This window comes from Flavobacterium undicola (genome assembly GCF_009909155.2).
Lineage (GTDB): Bacteria > Bacteroidota > Bacteroidia > Flavobacteriales > Flavobacteriaceae > Flavobacterium > Flavobacterium undicola.
In genome coordinates this window covers 1-25,363 of sequence record NZ_JAAAPM020000016.1, presented here as the reverse complement: position 1 = coordinate 25,363, position 25,363 = coordinate 1, and the positions used below count along the sequence as shown (strand labels likewise).

Annotated in this window: 21 protein-coding genes; 17 read left to right on the top strand and 4 right to left on the bottom strand. The window is 32.7% G+C overall.

Annotated features, from left to right (window positions below; all coding sequences use genetic code 11):
* Position 1 precedes the first annotated feature (1 nt).
* From GTZ96_RS10675 to queA, 6 genes are all read left to right on the top strand, one after another.
* Positions 2 to 2,017, top strand: a complete 2,016-nt coding sequence (locus tag GTZ96_RS10675) for a DUF3857 domain-containing protein (RefSeq protein ID WP_161643902.1) — start codon at positions 2 to 4, stop codon at positions 2,015 to 2,017.
* A 5-nt stretch (positions 2,018 to 2,022) separates the two neighbouring features.
* Entirely contained in the window at positions 2,023 to 4,023 is a 2,001-nt protein-coding gene (locus tag GTZ96_RS10670; RefSeq protein WP_161643900.1) for a DUF3857 domain-containing protein, read from the top strand.
* Between the two features lie 66 nt (positions 4,024 to 4,089).
* Positions 4,090 to 4,701 carry a hypothetical protein gene (locus GTZ96_RS10665; protein ID WP_161643898.1) on the top strand — a complete coding sequence of 204 codons (612 nt, stop codon included), beginning with the start codon at positions 4,090 to 4,092 and terminating at the stop codon, positions 4,699 to 4,701.
* An 84-nt stretch (positions 4,702 to 4,785) separates the two neighbouring features.
* On the top strand, positions 4,786 to 5,112 hold the full coding sequence (locus GTZ96_RS10660) for a nucleotide pyrophosphohydrolase (RefSeq protein WP_035661076.1): 327 nt from the start codon (positions 4,786 to 4,788) through the stop codon (positions 5,110 to 5,112).
* Positions 5,113 to 5,225: 113 nt separating this feature from the next.
* Entirely contained in the window at positions 5,226 to 6,455 is a 1,230-nt protein-coding gene (aroA, locus tag GTZ96_RS10655) for a 3-phosphoshikimate 1-carboxyvinyltransferase (protein ID WP_161643896.1), read from the top strand.
* 173 nt (positions 6,456 to 6,628) lie between these two features.
* Entirely contained in the window at positions 6,629 to 7,678 is a 1,050-nt protein-coding gene (gene queA, locus GTZ96_RS10650) for a tRNA preQ1(34) S-adenosylmethionine ribosyltransferase-isomerase QueA (RefSeq protein WP_161643894.1), read from the top strand.
* 241 nt (positions 7,679 to 7,919) lie between these two features.
* On the opposite strand, the gene GTZ96_RS10645 is transcribed toward queA, so the two are convergent.
* The gene (locus GTZ96_RS10645) at positions 7,920 to 8,654 is read right to left on the bottom strand and encodes an SIMPL domain-containing protein (protein WP_161643892.1); all 735 of its coding nucleotides are present in this window, start codon (positions 8,652 to 8,654) and stop codon (positions 7,920 to 7,922) included.
* A 146-nt stretch (positions 8,655 to 8,800) separates the two neighbouring features.
* Here GTZ96_RS10645 and kynU point away from each other — a divergent pair, with 146 nt between their 5' ends.
* The gene (kynU, locus tag GTZ96_RS10640; protein ID WP_161643890.1) at positions 8,801 to 10,078 is read left to right on the top strand and encodes a kynureninase; all 1,278 of its coding nucleotides are present in this window, start codon (positions 8,801 to 8,803) and stop codon (positions 10,076 to 10,078) included.
* A gap of 61 nt (positions 10,079 to 10,139) precedes the next feature.
* Here kynU and GTZ96_RS10635 read toward each other — a convergent pair whose 3' ends face one another.
* Positions 10,140 to 11,957, bottom strand: coding sequence for a hypothetical protein (locus GTZ96_RS10635; RefSeq protein WP_161643888.1), 1,818 nt, complete (start codon positions 11,955 to 11,957; stop codon positions 10,140 to 10,142).
* 156 nt (positions 11,958 to 12,113) lie between these two features.
* Here GTZ96_RS10635 and GTZ96_RS10630 point away from each other — a divergent pair, with 156 nt between their 5' ends.
* Entirely contained in the window at positions 12,114 to 13,454 is a 1,341-nt protein-coding gene (locus tag GTZ96_RS10630) for an FAD-dependent oxidoreductase (RefSeq protein WP_161643973.1), read from the top strand.
* An 81-nt stretch (positions 13,455 to 13,535) separates the two neighbouring features.
* Here GTZ96_RS10630 and GTZ96_RS10625 read toward each other — a convergent pair whose 3' ends face one another.
* A complete protein-coding gene (locus GTZ96_RS10625; protein ID WP_161643886.1) occupies positions 13,536 to 15,059 on the bottom strand; it encodes a helicase HerA-like domain-containing protein in 1,524 nt (507 codons plus the stop codon).
* 381 nt (positions 15,060 to 15,440) lie between these two features.
* Here GTZ96_RS10625 and GTZ96_RS10620 point away from each other — a divergent pair, with 381 nt between their 5' ends.
* The 7 genes from GTZ96_RS10620 to GTZ96_RS10585 all read left to right on the top strand — a co-directional run bounded on the left by GTZ96_RS10620 (position 15,441) and on the right by GTZ96_RS10585 (position 21,981).
* Positions 15,441 to 16,259, top strand: coding sequence for a MotA/TolQ/ExbB proton channel family protein (locus tag GTZ96_RS10620; RefSeq protein WP_161643884.1), 819 nt, complete (start codon positions 15,441 to 15,443; stop codon positions 16,257 to 16,259).
* A gap of 44 nt (positions 16,260 to 16,303) precedes the next feature.
* Positions 16,304 to 16,942 carry an ExbD/TolR family protein gene (locus GTZ96_RS10615; protein WP_161643882.1) on the top strand — a complete coding sequence of 213 codons (639 nt, stop codon included), beginning with the start codon at positions 16,304 to 16,306 and terminating at the stop codon, positions 16,940 to 16,942.
* A 19-nt stretch (positions 16,943 to 16,961) separates the two neighbouring features.
* Positions 16,962 to 17,513, top strand: coding sequence for an ExbD/TolR family protein (locus tag GTZ96_RS10610; RefSeq protein ID WP_161643880.1), 552 nt, complete (start codon positions 16,962 to 16,964; stop codon positions 17,511 to 17,513).
* Between the two features lie 40 nt (positions 17,514 to 17,553).
* Positions 17,554 to 18,363, top strand: coding sequence for an energy transducer TonB (locus GTZ96_RS10605; RefSeq protein WP_161643878.1), 810 nt, complete (start codon positions 17,554 to 17,556; stop codon positions 18,361 to 18,363).
* A gap of 232 nt (positions 18,364 to 18,595) precedes the next feature.
* The gene (locus GTZ96_RS10595; RefSeq protein ID WP_161643876.1) at positions 18,596 to 19,501 is read left to right on the top strand and encodes a PstS family phosphate ABC transporter substrate-binding protein; all 906 of its coding nucleotides are present in this window, start codon (positions 18,596 to 18,598) and stop codon (positions 19,499 to 19,501) included.
* A 52-nt stretch (positions 19,502 to 19,553) separates the two neighbouring features.
* Entirely contained in the window at positions 19,554 to 21,224 is a 1,671-nt protein-coding gene (locus tag GTZ96_RS10590) for a tetratricopeptide repeat protein (RefSeq protein WP_161643972.1), read from the top strand.
* 124 nt (positions 21,225 to 21,348) lie between these two features.
* Complete coding sequence (locus GTZ96_RS10585) at positions 21,349 to 21,981, top strand: 7-carboxy-7-deazaguanine synthase QueE (protein WP_161643874.1); 633 nt, start codon at positions 21,349 to 21,351, stop codon at positions 21,979 to 21,981.
* Positions 21,982 to 22,033: 52 nt separating this feature from the next.
* Here GTZ96_RS10585 and GTZ96_RS10580 read toward each other — a convergent pair whose 3' ends face one another.
* Complete coding sequence (locus tag GTZ96_RS10580) at positions 22,034 to 22,738, bottom strand: class I SAM-dependent methyltransferase (RefSeq protein WP_161643872.1); 705 nt, start codon at positions 22,736 to 22,738, stop codon at positions 22,034 to 22,036.
* A 91-nt stretch (positions 22,739 to 22,829) separates the two neighbouring features.
* On the opposite strand from GTZ96_RS10580, the gene GTZ96_RS10575 reads away from it, so the two are divergent.
* Both GTZ96_RS10575 and GTZ96_RS10570 read left to right on the top strand, forming a co-directional pair.
* Positions 22,830 to 23,327, top strand: coding sequence for a YkgJ family cysteine cluster protein (locus GTZ96_RS10575; RefSeq protein ID WP_161643870.1), 498 nt, complete (start codon positions 22,830 to 22,832; stop codon positions 23,325 to 23,327).
* Between the two features lie 104 nt (positions 23,328 to 23,431).
* A complete protein-coding gene (locus GTZ96_RS10570; protein WP_161643868.1) occupies positions 23,432 to 24,667 on the top strand; it encodes an ABC transporter permease in 1,236 nt (411 codons plus the stop codon).
* The last annotated feature ends 696 nt before the right edge of the window (positions 24,668 to 25,363 follow it).

Here is a 25,363-nt window from a genome sequence, read left to right as displayed (position 1 = left end):
AATGAGAATCAAATTTTTAATAGCTAGCATCCTGTTTTTAACTGTTTTTAGTTCTAAAGCACAGGACTTTCGATTAGGGAAAGTTTCAATCGAAGAATTAAATGAAAAAGTACATCCTAAAGATTCATCAGCAGTTGCGGCAGTGCTTTTTGAAAAAGCAGAAAACAAATTGGTATTCAGTCAAGAGAGAGGTTTTGAAATAGAATTTGTAGTTAAAACAAGAATTAAAATTTATAAAAAAGAAGGTTACGACTGGGCTAATAAAGCATTTCGTTATTATTTGGTTAATAGTATGAGGGAAAATGTCTCGTTCTCTGATGCAACAACTTATAATTTAGTTAATGGTAAGATAGAAAAAACAAAACTCAAGAGTGATGGAGAGTTTGATGAGGTAATAAATAAATATTGGGGACAAAAAAAGATAACAATGCCTAACGTTAAAGAAGGTTCTGTTATTGAATATGAATATACCTTGCGTTCACCTAATATTGGAAATCCCAGAGATTGGTATTTTCAGTCTGATATTCCTGTGAATCGTTCAGAATATATTAATTATGTGCCTGAATATTTTGTTTTCAAAACTAATGTAAAAGGATTTATAAGTCCTAAAATAACGGTTGAAAAATCAAACAAAATGTTAATCATTAATTCTAAAGAACGAGTTGTTGGGAGAACGGGTACTACAACTACTAATTTTAACAGTGATAATATAAATTATATAGAAACAAGAACAACATATTTGGCTGAGAATATGCCAGCCATTAAAGAAGAGGCATTTGTAAATAATGTTAGAAACTATACAACGAGTTTAGAGCAGGAATTATCTATGACTAAATATCCTAATTCTATACCTAAAATGTATTCAACAGATTGGGATGCTGTAGTAAGAACAATATATGAGTATGATGATTTTGGTCCTGAATTAAACAAAACAGGGTATTTTGAAGATGATTTAAAAGTAGTACTTACAGGATTAAATACACAGGATGAAAAAATTGATGCCATCTTGAAATTTGTAAAATCAACAGTGAAATGGAATAATTATTACGGTTATTCTTGTAATGATGGGGTAAGAAAAGCCTATAAGGATAAAACGGGTAATATAGCCGAAATCAATTTAATGCTTACTGCAATGCTTCGTTATGCGGGTCTAAATGCACATCCGGTTTTAGTAAGTACACGATCAAATGGGATTTCATTTTTCCCTAACAGAACCGCTTTTAATTACGTTATTGCAGCAGTTGAAAATGGGGATGATATGATTTTGTTAGATGGGTCGGATCCTTTTTCTACGCCTAATGTTTTGCCTTTTAGAACTTTAAATTGGTTAGGGAGGTTGATTCGTAAAGATGGAACTTCTGCGCCGGTAGATTTAATGCCTAAAAAAGCATCTATAGCGCTCAAAACGATGAATTATTCTGTCAATGAAAAAGGTGAAATTTCAGGACAGTTAAGGAGCCAAAAGACAGCCCATAATGCCATGCTTTTTAGAGAAGAGATAAAAGGTGTTAAAGAAGATGTTTATCTTGAAAAATTAGAAAATAGTAGCAATAAAATTGAGATAAAGGAATACTCACTTAAAAATGAGAAAGAATTTAATTTACCTGTGATAGAGACTTATTCTTTTGTAGGGAATAATTTAAGCGAGTTGATAGGAGGGAAAATTTACATTAATCCAATGTTATTTCTCACTCGAAAACAAAATCCATTTAAACAAGAAAATAGAGAATATCCAGTAGATTACGGTTTTCCTTTTCAGGATAAATATGCTATAAATATTCAAATACCTGAGGGGTTCAAAGTCGAGAATTTGCCTCAGTCTATAACATTAACTATGAATGGAAACTTAGGTGTTTTTAAATATTTGACCAGTTTGCAAGGGGACACTATTCAGATTTCAGTTTCAAATCAAATCAATTCTTCTATAGTTCTTTCTGAAGATTATGTAGCTTTAAAATCATATTATCAAAAAATGATTGAAAAACAGAATGAGAAAATTATTTTAATTAGAATATGAACCAAATGAAATTTAAATTATTACTCGTTGTTGCCTTGCTTTTTATGATGTTTTTTAAAAGTAATGCTCAGGATTATAGGCTAGGTAGAGTCTCTATTGCAGAGTTACAGGAAAAAGTGCATACTAAAGATTCTACTGCAGTAGCCGCCATATTGTTTAAAAAAGGTAGAACTTATTTTAATTATGATATTAAGAAAGGTTTTGTTGCTAACCATGAAATCCAAATTAGAATTAAAATCTATAAAAAAGAGGGTTTGGAATGGGCTAATTTTGAAGTCCCCTATTATATTGGATATCAAAACTTGAGTGATGAAATGGTTCGGTTTTCTGACGGAATTACCTATAATATTGAAAATGGCAGTATTGTAAAAACTAAATTAAATAGTGAAGGTACATTTAAAGGTAATGTGAATGAAAATTGGAAAAAAGCAACTGTAACAATGCCTAACGTAAAAGTAGGATCTGTTATTGAACTTAAATATACAATTAAATCAGAAAATTTAACTAAGTTTCCCGTATTCCAAATTCAATATTCCATTCCGGCAAATCATGTAGAATATTGTAGTGAAATACCAGAGTATTTTATTTATAAACAACTACTTACGGGGTATGTTAATGTGAAATCAGATATGAAGTTAGAACAGGCTTCACAAACTTATGATAATGAGTATAGACAAACAAATTCAATCATTTATCAACAAATAAAATCTACGTTTGTAGTGGATGATGTGCCTTCGTTAGTAAGAGAAAGCTATGTAGATAATATGGATAATTATAAGTCTTCTTTGCAATATGAATTAGAGACAACAAGATATCCTAATGAGCCAGTAAAAGATTATTCTCAAACCTGGGATGGCGTTGCCAGAATTATTTATGATGAAAAAAGTTTTGGTAAAGAGTTGTTAGAGCGATTGTATCTTTTAGAGGACTTAAGAGCAATTATTAATAATCAGGATAAAGGAATATCTGATTTAGATAAAATGAACGCTGTTTTTAAGTTTATCCAAAGTAAAATGAATTGGAACGGAGAATACGGTTATTATACTGATAAAGGTGCTAAGCAAGCTTATCTTGATCAGACAGGTAATGTGGCCGAAATCAACTTTAATTTAATTAACATGCTGAATTTGGCAGGGATTTCGGCTAATCCAGTATTAGTTAGTACGCGAGAACATGGGATTCCTGTTTTTCCGGGTAGAACTGTTTTTAATTATGTTATTGCTGCCGTTGAAATTAATGGAGAAAAAATCTTGTTAGATGCAACTAATAAATTTACTACTTCTAATATTTTGCCTTTAAATACATTAAATTGGAATGGAAGATTGATTAGGCAAGATGGTACTTCGGAAGAAATTAATCTGGTGCCTAATAAGCCATCTAAACAGAATTACAATCTAAATGTTGCTGTAGCTAAGGATGGGAATATCTCTGGGAAATATTTGGTGCAAAAAACAGATTATGAAGCGCTGATTTTTAGAGAAAGAGAGGCGAACATGAAAAATGAGAATTATCTTGAGAAAAAAGAAAATGAATTTAACGGGATTGAGATTAGCGACTACACGATTGAAAATAAGAATACCGATTTGTCAAAAGCTATTGTTGAAAAATTTACTTTTACAAGCAATAATCATTGTGAAATTATAGGTGGTAAGATGTTTATAAATCCGCTGTTGTTTTTTACAACGAATAAAAATCCTTTTGTTCAGGAAAAAAGAAAAATGCCAATTTATTTTGGCTATCCGAGACAAGAAAAATACAATTTGAATTTTGAAATTCCTGAAGGTTATGAGGTAGAGTCCATTCCTAAACCGATGAAGATTGCAACCGAAGATAAATCGATGGTTTTTTTAATAAACAGTACAGTTAATGGAGATCATGTTCAAATTGCTGTTACAAAAGAAATAAATATAGGAATAGCTGCAGCAGATCTTTATGGTGGTTTAAAAGACTTCTATCAAAAAATGATTGAAATGCAACACGAAAAAATAGTACTTAAAAAAATATAATTCAACTCTATCAGGGTTTTAAACCCTGATAGAGTTGGTGCGGTAAGTTAACTAAATTTAAAAGAGATGGAAGTCAAAGACCCAATTCTTTACGGTAATTATTATCATATTTATAATAGAGGAAATAACGGTATTGATGTTTTTTTTGATAATGATAGTTATTATCATTTTCTTCGGTTGTATGCTAAATATATAGAACCAGTTGTAGAAACTTATGCTTGGTGTTTGCTTAAAAATCATTTTCATGTTTTGGTCAGGATAAAAGATGAGGCAGAAATAAATTCGGAAGAATTGAGTTATACCACAACCGAAAAACCAAAAATAATAAATCCCTCTAGGCAGTTCTCGCATCTTTTTAATGCCTATACCCAAGCAATCAACAAGCGACATAATAGAACCGGCTGTTTGTTTGAGAATGTTTTTGAAAGGAAATTGGTATCTTCGGAGCGATATTTTCAACAATTAATTTTTTACATTCATAATAATCCTGTTCATCATGGTTTTGTAAAACAAATGAGTTTATATCCATGGTCGTCTTATGGAACTATTATTTCGGATAAACCAACACGATTGAAACGAGAAGAAGTAATTGAACAATTTGGTGATGTAGAAAATTTTATTTTTTACCATAACCAACAGCAAAACTTAAATGGGATTCAAGATTTGATAATTGAATAAATTAATTTCACTCTTTAAATTTAACCCTATCAGGGTTTTAAAACCCTGATAGGGTTAAATTTAAAGTCTTAAAAAACAAAAAAAATGAATTTAAAAAACGCCCAATTAGACGTAGATACTTGGATAAAAGAACACGGTGTTCGTTATTTTAATGAATTGACTAATATGGCTCAGCTTACCGAAGAAGTAGGTGAGGTAGCTCGAATAATTGCCCGTCGTTATGGAGAGCAATCAGAAAAAGAGAGTGATAAGAATAAAGATTTAGGTGAAGAACTAGCCGATGTAGTTTTTGTAGTTTTATGTTTAGCAAACCAAACGGGAATCGATTTACAAGCAGCCTTCGATAAAAAAATGGATTTAAAATCCGTTCGTGATAAAGACCGTCACAAAAACAATGAAAAATTAAAATAATTATCAGTTCTGAATTATGAATTGTGAATTGCGAGTGGTAAATTGCGCCCTCAAATTATTTAAGTTAATGCTCATGGGCAATAACTGATAATTCACAACTAATAATTTAAAAAATGAATTTACTACTACAAACAACACATTCTAACTTAAATGCTCAAATTGCAGTTACAGGATCTAAAAGTGAAACTAATAGATTGTTGCTGTTAAAAGCGTTATTTCCTAATATTACTTTGGCTAATACTTCTAATTCTGATGATAGCGAAGTAATGCAAATGGCATTGAGCGGAAATGAAGAAGTGGTAGATATTCATCATGCAGGAACAGCAATGCGTTTTCTTACGGCTTATTTTGCTGTAAAAGAAGGTCGCGAAGTGGTGTTAACAGGTTCTAGCCGTATGCAAGAGCGTCCTGTTAAAATTTTAGTAGAAGCTTTACGTCAATTAGGAGCCAATATTTCTTTCTTGAAAGAAGAAGGTTATCCGCCTATTCGAATTAAAGGGCAAAAAATTACTCAATCTAAAGTAAATATGGCTGCTAATGTAAGTAGCCAGTATATTTCGGCTTTATTGTTGGTGGCTCCTAAATTAGAAAATGGTATCGAATTAACTCTTGAAGGAGAAATTACTTCGATTCCTTATATCAAAATGACTTTGGCTTTGCTGAATGATTTGGATATCCAAACTAGTTTTGAAGGGAATATAATTAAGGTTTTTCCAAAACAAGATGTTGAATCTAAAGTAATGACTGTAGAATCTGATTGGAGTTCGGCTTCTTACTTTTTTAGTTTGGCAGCTTTAGCCGATGAAGCTACTATTTCATTAACCAGTTACAAACAATCAAGTTTACAAGGCGATTCAGCCTTAGTTTCTATTTATAAAGAAATGGGGGTTGAAACCCAATTTAATGCAGATACGATTACTTTGACCAAAACTAAAAAGTTCAAATACACAGATGTTACTTTCGATTTGAATAATACGCCAGACATTGCTCAAACCATTGTGGTTACTTGTCTTGGTTTAGGAATTGGTTGTCATCTTACAGGTCTTCATACTTTGAAAATTAAAGAAACAGACAGATTAGAAGCCTTAAGAATTGAGCTAAGTAAACTGGGTGCAAATATTTCTGTTACTAATGATAGTCTGACTCTTGTGGCTACTTCAGAAATTAATTCGAATATAAAAATTGGAACCTATAATGACCACAGAATGGCAATGGCTTTTGCTCCATTAGCATTAAAAGTGCCAATAATTATCGAAAATGCCGATGTAGTTTCTAAATCTTATCCTGATTTTTGGGATGATATGGAGAAATTAGGTTATAAAGTCTCCGATTTAGTAGGTTAAAAGTTTTAGTTACATCCTTAAAACATTGACTCTTTGAGGTTTTGTTGTTTTAATTCTAAATTAAACAGCAAAACACTTGACAACGCCTATCTCACAATCGTATATTTGCAACCGATTATAATACTAAGGATCAAAACTTAAGTCTTATAACTTATAACTTATAACTTTTTAGAATGAAATTATCACATTTTCAATTTGATTTACCTAAAGAACTTCTTGCAGAATTTCCTGCAGAGAATAGAGATGAAGCTCGTTTAATGGTTATTGATCGTAAAAAACAAACTATCGAACACAAAATGTTCAAAGATGTTATCGATTATTTTGACGATGGAGATGTAATGATTTTGAATAATACTAAAGTTTTTCCTGCTCGTTTATACGGTAATAAAGAAAAAACAGGAGCAAGAATCGAAGTGTTTTTATTGAGAGAATTAAATGCTGAACAACGTCTTTGGGATGTTTTAGTTGATCCGGCTCGTAAAATCAGAATCGGAAATAAATTATATTTCGGTGATGATGATTCGTTAGTAGCTGAGGTTATTGATAACACTACTTCTCGCGGAAGAACTTTACGTTTCCTTTACGATGGTTCTTACGAAGAATTCAGAAATAAATTGACTGAACTTGGAGAAACTCCAATTCCTAAATATATCAATAGAGAGGTTACACCGGAAGATGCTGAGCGTTACCAAACTATTTATGCTAAAGAAGAAGGAGCTGTTGCAGCGCCAACTGCTGGATTGCACTTCTCAAAACATTTATTAAAAAGACTAGAAATAAAAGGAGTTAATTTTGCAGAAGTAACACTTCACGTAGGTTTAGGAACTTTTAACCCAGTTGAAGTAGAAGATTTATCTAAACATAAAATGGATTCTGAGGAATTAAAAATTACTCAGGAAGCTTGTGATATTGTTAATGAAGCTAAAACTAAAAGAAAACGTATTTGTGCTGTAGGAACTACTTCTATGCGTGCTATTGAAAGTTCAGTTTCTTCACAAAATACGCTGAATCCGTTTGAAGGATGGACTAATAAGTTTATCTTTCCTCCACATGATTTTAGCGTGGCTAACTGTATGATTACAAATTTCCACACACCAAAATCAACTTTGTTGATGATGATTTCAGCATTTTGTGGACACGATTTAATGAAAAAAGCATACGAAGAAGCCATCAAAGAAAAGTATAAATTCTATTCTTATGGTGATGCAATGTTAATTATCTAATCATTATAAAGGTTAATTCATAAAAAAACTCGTCAGCAATGGCGAGTTTTTTTATGGCATGTTCTCGTTAAAAAAAGCAACCGTACCTTATGCTTTTTTTAACGAGACCGGGCTATCCATTGCAATCTTTATGTTTTTAAAGAAAAAACATAAAGGATTTATCTCATTAGAATTTTATTTTTTATAGGTATTCGATGATTTTCAATTCCACTACTATCCCTCATGCAAAAATGCAGATGAATTAATCTACCTGATAAACCAGTTTCACAGTAATGGTAGCGGTTTTGTTTTTAGATTGGGTATTGAACGAACCGCCATAAGAATAATCCTCAGAAGAGTTTTGACCAATGATTTGGAAAACACCCATTTCTGATTTTTTTAAATTTCCTAAATCAGCATCGGCATTTTTGGCAATACTTTTTGCTCTTGTACTGGCATCTTTTGTAGCTTCGGCAATCATTTTTATCTTTAACTCAGCAAGTTTCGTATAATAATATTCGGGAGCATTAGAATAAAATTCAATTCCTGAATTGATTAATTCACTGGATTGTCTCGAAATATCTTCAATTTTATTTACTTCTTTAGATTGGATACTGACACTTTGGGTTAGGCTGAAACCTGAAAAGATATTCTCTCTTACAGTTCCATTTTCATTATAAGTGCTTTGGTATTCTTTATTAAAATTTACTGCCGAAAAAACAATTTCGTTCGACGCAATTCCTTTATTGGATAAGTAGCTTTTAATTTTTTCTCTATCTGAGTCAATAGATGAATAGGCTTCTTTTAGAGAAGTGCTTTTTCTGGAAAATGTTCCTCTCCAAACAATTAAATCTGAAACAAAATCGGTCTTTCCTAAACCGGTAACGCTTATAGTGTCGGTGTTTTTATTGCGATTTTGAAAAGCATTCGAAAACAAGTAAGCCGACGTTACAATGGCTAAGGCAATAATAATGACATTTAAATTGTTTTTAATCATGACTAAATGTTTTAGATTCAATCAAATATAATGAATTAAGAAATTGAAATATAATAATTTAACTGCATTTTTGTTTTCATGTAAGCCTTTGTGATTTAGTGTTTTCTTTTTTAAGTATTTTTACAAAACAAAATCCAAACCACATTATGATTTTCGAAAACACCAGAGCTTTTGCTCAACAGCTCGACTCTCAGGATAGCCTAAATAAATACAGAGACGAATTTCATTTTCCAAAAGTTAATGATAAAGAGGTGATTTATTTTACTGGAAATTCGTTGGGTTTACAGCCTAAGAGAACCAAAGCTTATGTTGATGAAATCATGAAGGATTGGGCTAATCTGGCTGTCGAAGGCCATTTTTATGCCGAGAAACCCTGGTGGGATTATCAAGAGCGGTTTGCAAATCCATTGAGTAAGATTGTTGGGGCAAAACCGCTTGAGGTTACTGTGATGAATACGCTTACGGTGAATCTTCATTTGTTGATGGTTTCTTTTTACCGACCTACAAAAACGAGATTTAAAATTATTTGTGAAGAAAAAGCATTTCCTTCTGATCAATATATGTTTCAAAGTCAGGTCAATTTTCATGGTCTAAAACCCGAAGAAGTAATTGTTGAGGTGAAACGACGTGAAGGTGAACATAATATTCGCACTGAAGATATTTTATCAAAAATTAACGAAGTGGGAGACCAATTAGCTTTGGTTTTAATAGGTGGAGTAAATTATTACACCGGACAGGTTTTTGATATGAAAACCATTACTGCTGCAGGGCATCAAGTTGGAGCCTATGTAGGTTGGGATTTAGCACATGCTGCGGGAAATATTAAATTGGAACTACACGATTGGAATGTCGATTTTGCTGCTTGGTGTAGTTATAAATACATGAACTCCGGACCTGGAAATGCTTCGGGTTGTTTTGTGCACGAAAAACATCATAATAATCCGGAGTTGCCAAGATTTGCCGGATGGTGGGGACACAATAAAGAACGTCGTTTTAAAATGGAACCTACTTTTGATCCTATTCAGGGAGCCGACGGTTGGCAAATTAGTAATTTGCCTGTTTTGTCTTTAGCTCCTTATCTGGCTTCGGTAGAAATGTTTGCCGAAATAGGAATGGATGCGTTGATTGAAAAAAGAGATAGAATCACGGCTTATTTAGAATTTATCTTGCACGAAATTGACAAGGAAGTAACAAGTAGTTTCGAAATCATTACACCTTCCAATCCTTCCGAAAGAGCTTGCCAGTTGTCTGTTTTTTTGCATGGAGAAGGACGTAGTTTGTTTGATTATTTGATGAAAAATGGGGTGATTACTGATTGGAGAGAGCCTAATGTAATTCGACTTGCGCCGGTTCCATTGTATTGTTCTTTTGAAGATATGTACAATTTTGGACAAATATTAAAAAGAGGAATTTTAGAAAAATAAAATTGATATAAAATCAAAATCCCTTAAGGACTTCATGCTTAAGGGATTTTTTTATGGTTGATTATGCTGTTTCTAATCTTGGAATTTCAATACTAAACAATTCGTTTTTGTAATTACTAAGCTGATTTAAAGCTTCGTTTTTGATGGTTTCAAAATTTGGAACACTGACAAATAAATTTTGATAATATTCGATTCCCTCCAAAAGATTGTTTTTAAATGATTCCAATTTTTTGGTTTTTGCAGCATTGATTTCTTCTGTAATGGATTGAATGTCATTTTTTAAATAATCAATATACATTTTGAGTTCTTTTAGAAATAAGTTTGGACGATTTGCATTTCTTAAAACCGTGGTGTTTCCGTAAATATGCTGAACCATTTTTGCAAGTGAAACTTCTTGGTCAAAATAAGCAATATTAGGACCAGGACAAATCACAACACCTTGGTCTTGGCCTTTTATTTTAATGTTGTTTTCTAAATAAGAAGCATTGGCTAAGCCTACGCAAAGACATGATTTTTCGGTAATGTGTTCCTTTGCTTTTTCGTAATTCTCAACTGAAATTGTATTTCTTTTTTCTTCTAATTCTTCGAGTTTTCCATCTTGGTATTTTTTAGAAGCAGTGCATATTCCTTTGCCTTGGGCATCTTTGTTTAGTGCCAGAAATTTTTTTGGGCAAGAACTTCCTGCTTTGCTTTCTTGAATGCGTTTTTGCTTTATTTTTTCGTTAGTTGTTCCTCTCAAAGTGTTGAAAGGAACTCCCAATGGAGAAATATGACTTAAATATAAATCTTCTTCCTTGGCATTAATCAATAAATTACGGGTTGCTTTATCTACTGAAGTGGCTTCTGGAACCAATAAAAATGGCGAACCCCAACCTACAGAATCCAGTTGGTAATAATTCAATAAAAATTCGTGTTCTTCCGAAGTTCCTACTCCACCCTGAACCGTGATTTTTAAATCTAATGGATTTTCTGGAATTAATTTCCCTTTTTGTTCTAAAGATTTTATCATTAACTCATGAGCCGATTGAACGAGTTGCTCTTTCTTTTCTCTGAATTCTTCCATAATTGGGCCTAATAAAAGACCATCAGTTGCAAAGGCATGTCCTCCACAATTTAATCCCGATTCGATACGGTATTCTGAAACCCATAATCCTTTTTTCGCTAAAAAATTACCCTGAATCATTGCCGATCGGAAGTCACTTACTTTTAAAGTGATTTTCTTTTTCAGTTGGTTGTTTTCATTCGGATAAAAGTCGGCGAAGTTTTCAAAATAGCTGTATAGTCTTGGATTCATTCCAGCCGAAAGAACAACTGATGAGTTTACCGTACTGTTTGCAAAACCTCTAAGCGCAGCATGTGCATCATTAAAGATAATAGGCAATTGTTCGTTTTTATCGAAATTGTCTTTGTCTAATTTTGTCATTATATTGACATCAATAGCACCAGCCGATAAGTGTTTTTCGATATAGTTTTTGATGTTTTCTTTCCAATGAAATCCTTCGTCAATCAGGTTTTGAAGTCCTTTTTTTATTTCCGATTTGTTAGGTAAAAGATCAATGTAGTTTTCTAATGTTTCTTTACTATCAACCAATTCATTTTTGAAATTCTCAAACTTTTCTTTTACAATTTTGTCTGCTAAATTCAAATAAGAAGTAATCCGTTTGGCTCTGTAGTCGGCTACTTTTTGAGATATTTCTTGGTATGGAAGATTGAATTTTTGATGATAAAAAGCATTCATTTTCTCTATCAGTTCGTCATCGGCAATCGAAATCACCGAAGAAATTCCATATTGAGCCACACGAATAGGACTGTCTATTGTGTAAGCTAATCCCATAACCGGGATATGGAAGCTATGTAATGGTTTTAGATTTTTTGTCATGTTCATACATTCATTATAGTTTGTGCAAAGTTTGTAAAATACATTTGTTTAAAAGCTGATAAATATCATGTGAGGTTTGTTACGGGGAAAAACAGGAGTTTTGAATGCTGTTCAAATAATAAATCAGTAATTTTGATTAACCTTTATAAGATAAAAATGCAAACTCCTAAAAAAATAGCGATAGTAGGTTCTGGTTTAGTGGGGTCACTATTAGCTATTTATTTAAAAAAAGCAGGGCATGTTGTTCATATCTATGACAGAAGTCCGGATATTAGAAAAATACAATTTTCAGGGCGTTCGATTAATTTGGCTATGTCTAATCGGGGTTGGAAAGCGCTTGACGGAGTGGGAGTGGGTGATGCAGTCCGTGAAATTGCAATTCCAATGGATAAGCGGGCGATTCATTTGGTGGATAATCTTAAGTTTCAAAATTACGGACAAGAAGGAGAATCTATATATTCTATTTCCAGAGGAACTTTGAATCGAAAAATGATTGATCTTGCCGAACAAGCGGGTGCTGAATTTTTCTTTGAGGAAAAAATCTGGGATGTGACTTTGGCAACGGCAACTTTGCATATTGGTGAAACAGAGAGAGGAGAATGGGAAGAGAGGAGATATGATATGGTATTTGGAGCCGATGGTGCTTTTTCAAGAATTCGTCATCGAATGCAACGTCAGAGTATGTTTAATTATTCGCAGGAGTTTTTAAATATTGGGTATAAGGAATTGAATATTCCAGCAAATGCTGATGGTTCTCATAAATTAGACAAAAATTCATTTCATATTTGGCCACGAGGGGAATACATGTTAATTGCTTTGCCTAATCTCGATGGTAGTTTTACCTGTACTTTATTTATGCCTTTTGAAGGTGAGAATTCATTTGCATCATTAACGGACAGAAAGGAAGTAGCTGTTTTTTTTGAAAAGAATTTTCCGGATTCTATCGAAGTGATTCCAAATCTGGCGGAAGATTTTTTTAAAAATCCTACCAGTACATTGGTTACTATGAAATGTTTTCCCTGGACTTATACTGATAAAGTGGCTTTAATAGGTGATGCTTGTCATGCCATTGTCCCATTTTACGGACAGGGAATGAATGCCGGTTTTGAAGATATAACGGTACTTTATGAAATGATTTTGGAGTATGGAGAAGATTGGGAAAGCATTTTTTCAGAATATCAAAAATCCCGTAAACCTAATGCCGATGCTATTGCTGAACTTTCGTATCGGAATTTTATGGAAATGAGTTCTAAGACTGCGGATGATAAATTCTTATTGCAAAAGAGAATTGAGAAAAGATTCGCCGAAAAGTACCCTGACAAATGGATTCCTTTATATAGTAGAGTGACTTTTAGTGATCGCCCTTATGTGGAAGCCTTGGCAATTGGTGATTTTCAAAATGCAATTATGGAAGAAGTTTTAAAAATGGATAACATTGAAAATATCTGGGACACTCCTGAAGTCGAAAATAAGATTTTGGAGTTGTTAGAAAAATAGTTACACAGACAGTTAATTGCAATATCAAAAATCAATTTCCAATTTTGATATTGTAATTGATTTTTGATATTGAGATTGTTTTTACTTTTTTAGAAATTTAGATAGAATTCCAAAAGCACCACGAATAAAAGTAGCACTGGTAAGTACTTTTAAAACCGATTTACCTACAACCTCAGTTGTACTTGGTTCTTGATTTGAAGTTCGGGATTGAGTAGCTTTACTTTCTTCTTCTTTGGCGTTTTCTTCTTCGATAACAGTGATTTTTTTGTTCAACATTTCATAGGCGCTTTCACGATCAATATTTTCGCTATATTTTTTTACCAATTTAGATTTGTTGTTGATTTCCTGAATTTCGCTTTCGGTTAAAATATCCATTCTGCTCATTGGTGCCCGAAGCATAGTAGCGGCTAATGGGGTTGGAGTTCCTTTTTCGCTCAAAGCGGTTACTAATGCTTCTCCAATTCCAAGACTTGTCAATAATTCGCTGGTGTTATAGAAGTCAGAACTTGGATAATTATCGGCTGTTTGTTTTATGGCTTGTCTGTCATTGGCAGTAAAAGCTCTTAATGCATGTTGAATCTTAAGACCTAATTGAGCCAAGATTCCGCTGGGAACATCCATAGGGTTTTGAGTAATAAAGTAAATTCCAATTCCTTTGGAACGGATTAATTTTACAATAGTTTCAATTTGTTCCAATAGTGCTTTGCTGGCTTCTTTGAAAATTAAATGGGCTTCATCAATAAAAATGACTAATTCAGGTTGATCAGCATCGCCCTTTTCAGGCATTTGCTGATAGATTTCTGCCAGTAGGCTTAGCATAAAAGAGGAGAATAATTTCGGTTTGTCTTGGATGTCTGTTAAACGAAGGATGTTTACGTATCCCTTTCCGTTTTCATCAATTCTCATTAAATCTTCAATATCGAATGACATTTCTCCAAAAAAGAGTTCTGCTCCCTGTTGTTCTAATTCGATAATTTTTCGCAGGATGATGCCAGTTGTCGAAGTTGAAATTTTACCATAACTCTCCGTGATTTCTTCTTTGCCTTCTTCGGTAATGTAATTAATGACTTTTTTAAAGTCTTTTAGGTCAAGTAATGGCATTTTATTGTCGTCACAATATTTGAAGATAATAGAAACAACGCCAGCTTGGGTGTCGTTCAAATCTAATATTCGTGAAAATAATACTGGGCCAAATTCAGATACTGTCGCTCTTAAGCGCACTCCACTTTGTTCGGATAGACTTAATAATTCTACTGGGAAACTTGCTGTTTGGTATGGGATATCTATTTTGGCATGTCTTTCGGTGATAAAAGATTTTTCTTCTCCTTCTTTGGCAATACCGCTAAAATCTCCTTTGATGTCCATCATTAATACAGGAATTCCAAAAGAAGATAATTGTTCTGATAAGACTTGGATAGTCTTTGTTTTTCCGGTTCCTGTTGCTCCGGCAATTAGCCCATGTCTGTTTAATGTCTTTAAGGGGATTTTTATAGGAGCGTTATTTAAAGCTTCTCCATTTAAAATAGCTCCTCCAAGTAGTATACTTTCTCCTTTAGATTGGTATCCTTCGGTGATGTTTTTTATAAAATTATCTGTGTTGCCCATGATTAATTAAGGTTGTTTTTAGGTTATGTTATAGTGTTTTGTTGTTTCTAGAAGTCGATTATTTAGTGTTTACTGTAATTTTAAGCCTTTTTTTTTGTTAAATGTTGAAAAAAAATAATTTTGTATTAAGAATTTGAATGTTGAAATATTGCTGTATATAATCACAAATTAATAATTTTTTTTGACAATATCTTCGAATTTCTTTGTTGATATTGATAAAAAAACAAAGGTTGCGTTTTTTTAATATTATTTTGATATTGATTAATTTTAATATAACGAAAAAAAATTTTTTTATTTGAACGAAACGTATAAATTTGCGGGACTACAAGTTAATTATAACTAGAAAATAAATTATTTAAAACTATTAAAATTTAAAAAAAAATGGCAAACGTTAAAAAAGAAAGCAGTTCAAAAGGAGGAGGAATGGTTTCAGGAATCATTATTTTATTATGTGTGGCAGTGGGAATTGTGATTTGGAAATTTATCATGGGATCACCTGCTAACTTTGAAGGAGGAAATCCAGAAACAGGACATCCAATTAATACTTTAGGTCAAGTTTACAAAGGAGGATTTATAGTGCCAGTTTTATTAGGAATGTTATTAATGGTAATTGTATTCTCTATTGAGAGATTCTTCGTAATTACTAAAGCAGCAGGAAAAGGTAACTTAGATGCTTTTATGGCAAATGTACAAGCAAGTATTAAAGGAGGTCATATTGAAGACGCTATTGCTGCTTGTGACAAACAACAAGGTTCAGTTGCAAATGCAATTAGATCTGCATTAGTTAAATATCAAGATGTTAAGAAAGAAGGATTCAATAGTGAAGAAGCTTCTGAAACTATCCATAAAGAAATAGAAGAGGTAACTTCTCTTGAATTACCAATGTTAGAGAAAAATATGACTATTATTTCTTCTTTAGTATCTTTAGGAACTCTTGGAGGATTATTAGGAACAGTATCTGGTATGATTAAAGCGTTTGGTGCGTTAGCTTCTGCTGGTACTCCTGATCAAGCTGCACTTGCAACAGGTATTTCTGAGGCACTTATTAACACTGCTACAGGTATCTCTACTTCAATCTTAGCTATTGTTGCTTACAACTTCTTTACTGCGAAAATTGACGATTTAACTTACTCGATTGATGAGGCAGGTACTACAATCGTTAATACTTACAGAAAATTCAGAGGAAGTTTGAAACAATAATAATTTTTGATATCATTATTGTATCAAAATAAAAAACAAAAAGAATGGCTAAAATAAAAATGAAAAAAAAGTCAACATCGACAGATATGACTGCCATGTGCGATGTTGCGTTCCTTTTGCTTACCTTCTTTATTTTGACAGCTACAGCTAAAATTCCTGAGGCATTGCCTGTGGATACACCAGCATCTACTGTACAAACAAAATTGCCTGATTCTGATTTGGCAACTTTAACAATAGGTAATACTGATGGTAAGGATAAAATATTCTTTGACCTGAAAGGGAGAGATGTTCGTAAGAGAACACTTGAGTTGATGGGGCAAAAGTATAATGTAGCTTTTTCTGAAGAAGATAAAGATAAGTTTGCTTTAATGACTGATTTTGGTGTGCCGATTCAAAATCTTAAGCAAATAATTGATATGAAAGCTTCTGATCGTGTGAAAGCAAATCAACCAGGTGTGCCAATGGATTCTCTGGATAATCAATTGAAAGAGTGGGTTTATAATGCTCGTATCGCTAATAATGAATATAATAATTCTATTAATAGTAAACAAGAATTACAAATCGCAATTAAAGGAGATGCTAAAGAGCAGTATCCGGTTATCAAAAAAGTAATGGATATTTTGCAAGATCAACATATCAATAGTTTTAGTTTGGTAACAGGATTAAGAGGAAAAGATTTTTAATTAAAAAAAATACACTAAAATGGCTGAATTAAATACCGGCGACAGTGGTGGTGGTAAAGGCGGCAAAGTAAGAAGTAAAAAGCAAAATTCAAAGGTAGATTTAACTGCCATGGTGGATTTGGCATTCTTACTTATCACATTCTTTATGCTTACCACTTCGTTGTCTAAACCTCAATCGATGAGTTTGGGGTTGCCAGATAAAGATCCGAAGAAAGAGCAAAAGGATATTAAAGTTGATGAGCATCGTACAATGACTGTATTGTTAGGAGACAAGGATAAGATGTTTTATTACATGGGGTTAGTTAATAATCCGATGACTCCTAAACTTATTGCTTACGGGAAAGATGGAATACGTAAAGAATTACTAAAAAGAAAAAAAGAAGTTTTAGCATATTCTACAGCAAAAGGGAAACCAGATCAGGGAATGATTGTAATTATTAAACCTACTAAAAAATCAACATACAAGAATGTAGTTGATATTTTAGATGAAATGGCTATCTCTTCAATTCCTACATATACAATCGTTAATGATTTTTTACCTGAGGAACAAAAATTGTTAGAAGGAAAATAAGAGCAATCTTGTTTTCTTAATAACCTAATAATTAAGAAAAATGAAATTAGATATATTAAAAAACCAATGGGTTGAAATTGTTTTCGAAGGTCGTAATAAACTCTATGGGGCTTATGATTTAAGAAAATCTAACCGTAAGACTACTATTAAAGCCCTGCTTATTGGTGCTTTCTTTTTTAGTTTGGCAGTTAGTGCTCCTCTTATTATCAGTTTGATTCCTAAAGGAGGTGAAGAAGATAATTCACTCAAGGATATTAAACTTACAACTGTAAAGTTACCTCCAAAGAAAGTTGAGCCGCCTAAATTGAACGCTCCACCACCACCACCACCTCCTCCAGCAGTAGATCAGGTGAAATTTGTTAAGCCAGTTGTGGCCAAAGCTGATGAAGTGGTTGAAGAACCACCTAAGATTGTAGACTTAAAAGATAAAAAAACAGGTGCTGAAACTATTAAAGGTGACCCAGATGCAGAGTTAACTGTTGCGCCTGCTGGAACTGGACCTAAAACTAGTCAAGTAGTTGAAGAGTCAGATGATCAAGTTTATAGTACTGCAGGTATTGAAGTAAAACCAGATTTCCCAGGAGGGATGGATAAGTTTTATTCTTTTGTGGGTAAAAACTACCGTACACCTGAAGAAGAAGGTTTGAAAGGAAAGGTTTATGTATCTTTTGTTGTTGAAAAAGATGGATCGTTAACAGATATTAAAGTTTTAAGAGATATTGGTTACGGAACTGGAAAAGAAGCAATAAGAGTTTTGCAAAAATCACCAAAATGGAATCCAGGTATTCAAAATGGAAAACCAGTTAGGGTACAATATTCATTGCCTATTGCAATTCAACAACAAGAATAATGTTGAAAAGGTTTATTACAAATTTTCAGAAGAAATCGCTTAGAGAGCGATTTCTTCTCGTTATAGGTATTTTGTTTTTTATGTTATACTTCGTTTTGGGACTAATCGTTATCTTTATGGATAATTTTCCAATGAGTATGCCTATGAATTACAGAATTGCTTTTGGAGTCCTTTTGATAGTGTATGCTTTTATTCGTTGCATGCGAATTGTTAATGATAATAAAGAATAGTCATGAAAAAAATAATATTGTTATTGTCTGTTTTTTTCTTTTTCGCAGTTGGAGTATTTGTTTCATGTAAACAATCAGATTCGAAAAAAGACAAAGAAACTATACTTAAGGGTAAAGCAATCCTATTGGTTGATGAGACTATCAAGCCTTTAATTGAGGATCAAATTGCGGTTTTTGAAAGTACTTATAATGCCAAAATTGTTCTTGAAGCTAAATCAGAAAAAGAAGTGATGAAAGCATTTCTTAAAGATACTTCTCGAATTGTTGTTTTGTCAAGAGAATTAAATACTGACGAAATTAAGTTTTTTGATCAATTAAAGATTAAGCCCAAAACGACAAAAATTGCCACAGATGCTATTGCTTTGATTTCGAATAAAAAAGATACAGATACTTTAATTGCGATTAAAGATGTTGTTGCATTTTTGAAAGGGAGTGCTCAAACAAAGATTAAAGGTTTGGTGTTTGATAATCCTAATTCAAGTACCGTTCGTTATATGACAGCTCTGGCTGGAGTAAAACAAGTTCCTCAAAAAGGAGTTTATTCTTTTAAATCGAATGAAGAAGTCGTTAAGTTTGTTGCTGAAAATGACGGAATGATTGGGATTGTTGGAGTAAATTGGTTGTTGCAACCTACAGTAAATATTAAAGATTATTTAACTAATATTAACGTTTTAAGCGTGAAAGGTTTAAATAAAAATTCTTATTTTGCGCCTACTCAAAATAATCTGGCAGAGGGAACTTATCCTTTGGCACGCGATTTGTTTATTGTGAATTGTCAAGGATATTCAGGATTAGGAATGGGCTTTGCTTCATTTTTGGCTGGAGAGATTGGACAAAGAATCGTATTGAAATCAGGAATGTTGCCAACAACGATGCCTGGAAGAAAGATTCTAATTAGAAACAAATAGCATTATTAATGAGAAAAGAATAATGGAAATGAACAAATTAAATAAAGTTACAATGAACAAATTTAAAATTTTAAGCGTTGCATTTTTCGCTTCAGCTTCTGCTTTACAAGCACAAGATATTAATGAAGTGAAAAAGCAAATAGATGCAGAACAATTTCAAAAAGCAAAAACAGCTTTAAAATCTATTATAAAATCAAATCCTTCTGAAGGAAAAGCTTTCTTCCTTTTAGGGAATATTTATTTGAATCAAAGTGTAATTGATTCGGCTAAGATTACCTACAATGAAGGATTGAAAGCTAAAGATGGTGCTCATTTTAATAATATTGGATTGGGGCAAATTGATTTAGAAAATAATGATGTAGTAGCTGCAAAAGCAAAATTTGAATCTGCAAAAAGTCAAGCACGTAAAAAAGATTTCGATGAGTATATTTATATTGCTAATGCATATATGGATAACTCTCATCCTGATTACAAAGCGGCTCTTGCAACTTTAGCGATTGCTAAAGAGAAAAATCCAACTGAACCACATGTTCTTTTGGCTTTAGGAGATGCTTTTTATGGAGATAAAAATCAAAATGAAGCTTTCTCGGCATACCGTAATGCTTTCCAAGCAGACAATACTTTAATTAGAGCAAAAATGCAATTGGGAGTTTTGTTGAAAGGTGCAAAAGCGTATCAAGAAGCAGTTGCTGCTTACAATGAAGTAATTGCGTTAAGTCCTAATTACGGTCCAGTTTATAGAGAGCTTGCTCAAACTTATTACTACTGGGCGGCTAATGTTCCTGGTCGTTATGAGCAGTACATCAAACAGGCTTTGACTTATTATGAAAAATACATGTCACTTACTGATTATTCATTGGTGTCTCGTATGCGTCATGCTGATTTCTTGATTTTGGCTAAAGATTACAAAGCTTTAGAAATTGAGGCTAATAAAATGAAAGAATTAGATAAAGTAAATCCAAGAATCTTTAGATATTTAGGATATGCTGCTTTCGAAAATGGTAATAATGATGCTGCTATCTCTTCTTTGCAAGATTTTATAAATAATCCATCTAATAAAGTAATTTCTTTGGATTATTTATACTTAGGTAAAGCAAAAATTAAGAAAGGAACAAATGCTGAGGAAACAGCTGTTGATTCTGCTTTGTATGCTGAGGGTATTGCGTTTATTAAAAAAGCAGTTGAACTAGAGCCTTCAGTTGCAGACGGATTAGGTGATGTTGGGAAAAAGTTTTATGAGAAAAAAATGTTTAAAGAAGCTTCAGCTATTTTAGAAATTGCAACATCTTATAAAGAGAGTAAATCATTTTTAATTGATAATTTCTATTTCGGAAATTCTATTTATTTTGCTAATGCTGGAAAACCGGTAGCAGAAAGAGATATGGTTGCATTGAAAAAAGCGGATATTGCTTATGGAAATGTATTAGAAGCTTCTCCTGAGACTGTTGATGCTTATGTTTCTCGTGCCAGAACAAATAGTTTACTAGAAGATGATCAAGCTATGATTAAATATTACCAAGAGTATATTGATCATGTTGTTGCTAAAGGTCCTGAGGAATTAGCTAAGCCTACTGTGAAAACAAAGTTGGTTGAAGCTTATAACACTATGGGAGCTGGGTATGCAAATTTTGATAAAGCTAAAGCAATCGAGAATTTTAATAAAACACTTGCAATAGATCCAACAAACAAATATTCACTTCAATCATTGAAATCACTTCAATAGTCGATTTGAAAATTAATTAAGCCAGTAGAGATACTGGCTTTTTTTATGCGGTTTTGTTAAGCATTTGAGATAATTGAAGAATCTCTTTTGCAAATTAGTTATCTTTGCACCCTAAATTATAAAAATGCTATCAAAAGAAATTCAATTAGAAGTGAACAAAGGCGCTATGTTGCCTTTGATGGAGGAATTTTATACCATTCAAGGAGAAGGATTTCATACTGGAACAGCAGCTTATTTTATTAGAATCGGTGGATGTGACGTAGGTTGTCACTGGTGCGATGTTAAAGAAAGTTGGAATGCCGAATTGCATCCTCCAACGAGTATTAATATCATAGTTGATAATGCTAGTAAATATGCTGATACTGTAGTTATAACAGGCGGTGAGCCTTTAACTTGGGATATGTCTTTATTGACTTCCAGGTTGAAAGATAAAAATTTGAAAGTACACATTGAAACTTCTGGAGCTTATCCGCTTTCGGGAACCTGGGATTGGATTTGTCTTTCGCCAAAGAAAAATAAATTACCAACAGAAACTGTTTATAATGCCGCTCATGAATTGAAAGTAATTATTCATAATAAGCACGATTTTATTTTTGCAGAAGAGCAAGCAGAATTAGTAAATGATAAAGCGATATTGTTTTTACAACCTGAATGGAGTAAAAAAGAAGAAATGACTCCGTTAATTGTAGACTATGTAATGAATAATCCAAAGTGGAGAGTTTCATTACAAACACATAAATATTTGAATATTCCTTAGAAACCAAAAAAGCTAAATAAAATTTTATTTGGCTTTTTCGTTTTCAATTTTTTTATAAGCATAATCGAGCTAAATAATCATAATGTTCGCCTTTTAAAATTAATTCGCATTTCAGTCCGTTGTCATTTGCCGCATTTTGAAGTGTGTTGTAATCTAGGTAAAGCCAAGGGAAAGAATCTTCTTTTTCGCCTTTATAACTAACGGTAAATTCTAATTCGCCATAATAAGTATTTGCTGGAACTTCGTATGCGCCGTCTTCATCTTCGTCAAACATGTAAATGATATCCGAACTGTCAATCAAAATTTGCCCTTCAGGATTTAATAAGGATTTTAGTTTTTGAAGAAACTTAGAAGTGTTTTTTAAAGTGCCAAAAATCCCTGTACCATTCATAAGCAATAAAATGCTATCATATTTTTCGTCTTCTAAAGTCAAAATATCTTGAACCAAAGCTTTTTTCAGACCGCGAAGTTGGCAAGTTTTAATGGCATTAGCCGAAATGTCAATTGCAGTCGTGTCTAAGTTTCTTTCGTTCTGTAAATACAAACTATGACTTCCTGCTCCAGCTCCAACATCCAGTGTTTTTCCTTTGGCTAATTGCAATGCTTTTTGTTCGATAGTAGGCATTGCTTCGAAATTTCGAAATAAATAAGAAAGACTCATTTCGTCTTCTTCCGAAATAGTGGTTTCAGTAATTAAATCTTCTGGAGAATTATTCGTTTGATAGTCAAGAATAGCTTTGCCAAATAGGTCTTTCATAATAGTTTTATTGGGTAATGTGGTAAATTGTTTATCGATTTGAGTAATTTTGGAGCGTAGTTTTTAAATAAACGAAAAATCAAACCCGCAAATGCTCAAACCATCCTTAAACGATCTCGAAAAACTAGCCAAAGATAAGCAACTTGAAAATAAAAAGTATTTTGATAAGCTTAAAAAGAAAACACCAAAGAATTTAGATTATGTAATGCAGGATTTACATGATGCTGAATTTAAGAAAACGGATTGTTTAGAGTGTGCTAATTGTTGTAAAACGACTGGGCCATTATTTACTTCTGCCGATATTGAACGAATTTCGAAACATCTAAGGCAAAAACCACAGCAGTTTATAGATCAATATCTTCGTATAGATGAAGATAAAGATTATGTTTTGCAAACTGTTCCTTGTAGTTTTCTAGATATTGATAATACTTGTTTTATTTATGATGTGCGTCCTAAAGCTTGTCGGGAATTTCCGCATACTGATAGAAAGAAGTTTCAGCAAATTACTGATATTACATTGAAAAACATTCCTATCTGTCCGGCTGCATATAATATTGTAGAGGAAATGAAAAAGAAAATGCCTCTTTAATTATTTACGTTGTTAATATATGGATTCGGTATATAATATGGTGGATTAGTTAATGGCTAAGAATAAAGCTGTATTTTTGAACATCAATTTTGAAAACAGATCACTTGAATTTAGAATATTTCATTGCTAAAAGACTCATTACTGCTAAAGATAATAAAAGCAGTATATCGGCACCTATTATAAAAATTGCAATTTCGGCTATTGCTATCGGAATGATCATGATGATTGTGTCTGTGGCAACAGGAATTGGACTCCAGCAAAAGATTCGCGAAAAAATTTCCGCATTCAACGGACATATTATTATTGCTAATTTTGATAATAATCAATCTGACGCTACTTTAGTCCCGGTTTCTAAAATTCAAAAGTTTTATCCTAAATTTAGTTCGGTGCCCGAAGTGAGCCATGTTCAGGCTGTTGCCAGCAAGGCGGGGATTATAAGAACTGCGGAAGCTTTTGAAGGAATCGTTTTTAAAGGAGTAGGTACAGATTATAAATGGGATAATATAAAGGAATACCTGGTTTCGGGTAGATTGCCTAATTTATCAGCAAGTCTGAATTCAGAAGTGTTGATTTCTCAGTTTTTAGCGAATAGGTTAAAGCTTAAAGTAGGCGATGAGTTCAATACCTTCTTTATGAAAGAAGGGCAAAACAAATTACCTAATATAAGAAGGTTTAAAATCGTTGGGATTTTTAATTCAGGTTTTCAAGAATTTGATGCGACTTATGTATTGGGTGATATTCGACATATTCAACGAATTAATAAATGGAAGTCGGATCAGGTTGGTGCTTTTGAGGTTTTTGTTAATGACTTTGATGATATCAAGACTGTTGGTGAGCAGGTTTATGAGCACACCGGTTCCACTTTGGATTCACAGACTATAGTGGAGAAATACAGTTATATTTTTGAATGGCTTCAATTGTTTGATTTTAATATTGTAGTCATACTTATTGTAATGATATTAGTGGCTACTATAAATATGGTTGTAGCATTGTTGGTTTTAATTTTGGAGCGTACACAAATGATAGGAATCTTAAAAGCAATAGGCGCTAGCAATTGGACAATCCGAAAAATGTTCTTGTATAATGCTTCTTATTTAATATTCCGAGGTTTGTTTTGGGGGAACCTAATAGGTATTGCAATTCTCTTGATTCAAAAGTATTTCGGAATCGTCGAGCTTAATCCGGAGAATTACTATGTGAATCAAGCGCCTGTTTATATAAATGTCGTTTATATTATACTATTAAATGTATTAACGGTTGGGGTTTGCTTCCTGGTATTGCTAATTCCGTCTTATATTATTACTAAAATAACCCCAGTAAAAGCAATTCGATTCGATTAGTTAAATGTTCTCTTATTATATAAAGAGACTAAAAAGGTATTGTATTGCTATTTTAGTCTTTTTCATTAGTAGCTATTTCCCGCTATCCGTTTCAATCTTTTGTGCCGAACCCCGGCACAAAAGGATTTTCACTTCTATCTGGGCTAGTGAATCGTGCTTGAAATAGCGAGATGTACTAATATATATTAGTATAGTTTGTTAGAATAGCCTTTGCGGGCTTTGTGTCTTCTTGGTGTTCTTTGTGTTTAAAATAGCGTTAACAAGTCTAAAACCTTACAAAACTCAAAAAAGCTAAAAAATAAGTTTCACGTTTTCAGTTGATTAAAAAATACTTTCAAAATACTTTGTAAAATCTATTGTCAAAACGAATAAAGGTTCTACTTTTGCACCCGCAACAGCGATACACGTTCTAAGAAATACTGACAAGAAGATTGATGATTAAGTTAAAATAAAAGTCAAAAAAAGCTTGTGAGAGAATATTAGAATATTATCTTTGCACCCCGCAAATGTGGTAAGTTCCTTGAGATTTTGGTGAGAGATTAAGAAGTTTGAGAAGAGTAAAATTCTTCAAAAAAAAACTTTAAAAATTTCTTGCGAGATTAAAAAGAAGTTGTACTTTTGCACCCGCTTCGAGAAACACATCAAATGTGAAAAACGAAGAGAAATAATAAGAAGAACACGTTCCTAGACATATTG

Bases quoted from the DNA above. Each gene is read 5' to 3' on its own strand.
- GTZ96_RS10625 (WP_161643886.1), bottom strand. From the start codon at position 15,059: ATGGGCAACACAGATAATTTTATAAAAAACATCACCGAAGGATACCAA.
- GTZ96_RS10630 (WP_161643973.1), top strand. From the start codon at position 12,114: ATGCAAACTCCTAAAAAAATAGCGATAGTAGGTTCTGGTTTAGTGGGG.
- kynU (WP_161643890.1), top strand. From the start codon at position 8,801: ATGATTTTCGAAAACACCAGAGCTTTTGCTCAACAGCTCGACTCTCAG.
- GTZ96_RS10620 (WP_161643884.1), top strand. From the start codon at position 15,441: ATGGCAAACGTTAAAAAAGAAAGCAGTTCAAAAGGAGGAGGAATGGTT.
- GTZ96_RS10645 (WP_161643892.1), bottom strand. From the start codon at position 8,654: ATGATTAAAAACAATTTAAATGTCATTATTATTGCCTTAGCCATTGTA.
- GTZ96_RS10585 (WP_161643874.1), top strand. From the start codon at position 21,349: ATGCTATCAAAAGAAATTCAATTAGAAGTGAACAAAGGCGCTATGTTG.
- GTZ96_RS10595 (WP_161643876.1), top strand. From the start codon at position 18,596: ATGAAAAAAATAATATTGTTATTGTCTGTTTTTTTCTTTTTCGCAGTT.
- GTZ96_RS10605 (WP_161643878.1), top strand. From the start codon at position 17,554: ATGAAATTAGATATATTAAAAAACCAATGGGTTGAAATTGTTTTCGAA.
- GTZ96_RS10615 (WP_161643882.1), top strand. From the start codon at position 16,304: ATGGCTAAAATAAAAATGAAAAAAAAGTCAACATCGACAGATATGACT.
- GTZ96_RS10660 (WP_035661076.1), top strand. From the start codon at position 4,786: ATGAATTTAAAAAACGCCCAATTAGACGTAGATACTTGGATAAAAGAA.
- GTZ96_RS10665 (WP_161643898.1), top strand. From the start codon at position 4,090: ATGGAAGTCAAAGACCCAATTCTTTACGGTAATTATTATCATATTTAT.
- GTZ96_RS10580 (WP_161643872.1), bottom strand. From the start codon at position 22,738: ATGAAAGACCTATTTGGCAAAGCTATTCTTGACTATCAAACGAATAAT.
- GTZ96_RS10590 (WP_161643972.1), top strand. From the start codon at position 19,554: ATGAACAAATTTAAAATTTTAAGCGTTGCATTTTTCGCTTCAGCTTCT.
- GTZ96_RS10675 (WP_161643902.1), top strand. From the start codon at position 2: ATGAGAATCAAATTTTTAATAGCTAGCATCCTGTTTTTAACTGTTTTT.
- queA (WP_161643894.1), top strand. From the start codon at position 6,629: ATGAAATTATCACATTTTCAATTTGATTTACCTAAAGAACTTCTTGCA.
- GTZ96_RS10635 (WP_161643888.1), bottom strand. From the start codon at position 11,957: ATGACAAAAAATCTAAAACCATTACATAGCTTCCATATCCCGGTTATG.
- GTZ96_RS10610 (WP_161643880.1), top strand. From the start codon at position 16,962: ATGGCTGAATTAAATACCGGCGACAGTGGTGGTGGTAAAGGCGGCAAA.
- GTZ96_RS10575 (WP_161643870.1), top strand. From the start codon at position 22,830: ATGCTCAAACCATCCTTAAACGATCTCGAAAAACTAGCCAAAGATAAG.
- aroA (WP_161643896.1), top strand. From the start codon at position 5,226: ATGAATTTACTACTACAAACAACACATTCTAACTTAAATGCTCAAATT.
- GTZ96_RS10670 (WP_161643900.1), top strand. From the start codon at position 2,023: ATGAAATTTAAATTATTACTCGTTGTTGCCTTGCTTTTTATGATGTTT.